This window comes from Pseudomonas sp., from assembly GCF_050739655.1.
Classification (GTDB): Bacteria; Pseudomonadota; Gammaproteobacteria; order Pseudomonadales; family Pseudomonadaceae; genus Aquipseudomonas.
The window spans coordinates 1-1,641 of record NZ_JBOIBY010000474.1 but is presented as its reverse complement, the minus strand read 5'-3'; the positions used below and the strand labels follow the sequence as shown (position 1 = coordinate 1,641).

Here is a 1,641-nt window from a genome sequence, read left to right as displayed (position 1 = left end):
GGCGTGCCTGACTGTCAGTCAGGTGCAGTCCATTCCTTGGGCTGCGGCACCATCATCTGCATCGCTGTTGCTGGTGACTTCGGTGTTTGTCACGCCAATTGTCACGAGGGGGAATGCCGCAAAGCCTTGTGCGATGAGGGCTGCAGCAGCGGTAGGAGCGCCCGTCTCTTTCCGGGAGAAAGAGACGGGCGCAGGTTGGCGCAAAGAAATGGCCAAGCGGATAGATTGCTGCAGGGCAGCTACGAAAAGGGATGAATTGCCGCAGTGGGCACACAGGTAAAAGTAGGCATCCATCACATCGTTGTGACCGTGCGAGCCGCCGGACGCTAATCGCCTTTGGGAGAACCACCACGGTGTGGCGTAGCCTTAAAGGTTCTGGCTACCTGGGTTGCTGTCAACGACAGCGCTTTGCCCGATCTTTTCTACGCCTGTGGATAATTCGGGTCAAGGCTCGAATTTTCGAGAGTTCTGCGGCTGTGGATGAAATTATCCACCGGTGGAAATCCGTGGTTTTCCACAGACAGTTGCGTGGGCTTTAGATTTTTCAAGTGAGGCCCTTCCAAGCAGGGCGGCTTTGCAGCCCTGTTTGGAAGGGCCCGTGTGGAAGGCAAAGCTATGGAGATTTCACTAGCGTGTTAGCGCTGGAATGCGCCACGTTCATCTTCCAAGGTGCTGATACCGTCACCGACCGCATTGACCCCGAGAAGCTCCGAAGACTTACGCGACAGAAACTGATTAACCCGCGTATCAAACTGATCCCGCAGGCTCGCCGTAAGCCCAACCCTGAGCGCATCAAGATAATCGGCATACCACTGCATCATGATCCGCCGTTGTGTCAGGTACAGCGCCTGGTTGTACTCCCCAGCAATCCCACCTTCGACATGCGCCAGTTGACTTTCAACATGATCCTTCAGCCATCCATGTTCGCGCAACAGCGTGCTCGCGGTGTGGCGAACGCCATGGCTCACCATCCGCCCTTTATAGCCAATCTTGGCAAACACCAGATTGATCGTGTTCTCACTGATGACGGGCCGTTTCTCACCACTACCCGGAAACAGGTAGCGGCTGCGCCCAGTGCATTGGTGCAGCTTGATCAGCATCGCGATCAGTTGATGGGGCAGGGGACTGACATAGTCCCGGCGCATCTTCATGCGTTCAGCCGGTATGGTCCACGTCCCTTCTTCAAAATCGATTTCATCCCACGTCGCATACCGAACCATGCCGGGTCGGCTCGCCGTCAGTATTGCCATCCATGAAGCAATCCTCGACGGCAATCGGCTGGTAGTCTTACTCAGTGCCTGAAGAAATGCCGGCAGCTCGCTTTCACGCAAATGCGGATAGTGCTCAGGGGGAGGAGGGGCCAACGCAATGGCAAGCAGTTCAGAAGCTGGATTGAGCTCGCACAGCCCCCGCGCAATCGCCTGACTGAAAATCTGTTTGAGCCAGGTCCGGGCCTTGTCTGCCACGTTGAACGCGCCACGTTTTTCGATGCTGGCCTGCAGCTTCGCGCAGTCGGCCCGAGTGATGTCCTCCAACTGCTTCTCACCAAGCGCTGGCAGTAGATCCTTATCGAGGTAGTCGCGAATCTTCTTCAGCGTCGCAGGGCTGCGACCAGAGTCAGCCTTGAACTGATACCAGTAC

At 56.3% G+C, this 1,641-nt stretch carries 1 protein-coding gene; it reads right to left on the bottom strand.

Features of this window, described 5'->3' with window-relative positions:
* Nucleotides 1–635 precede the first annotated feature (635 nt).
* A partial coding sequence (locus ACRESJ_RS22885; RefSeq protein ID WP_431759954.1) for a tyrosine-type recombinase/integrase occupies nt 636–1,641 on the bottom strand: 1,006 nt, incomplete at its 5' end.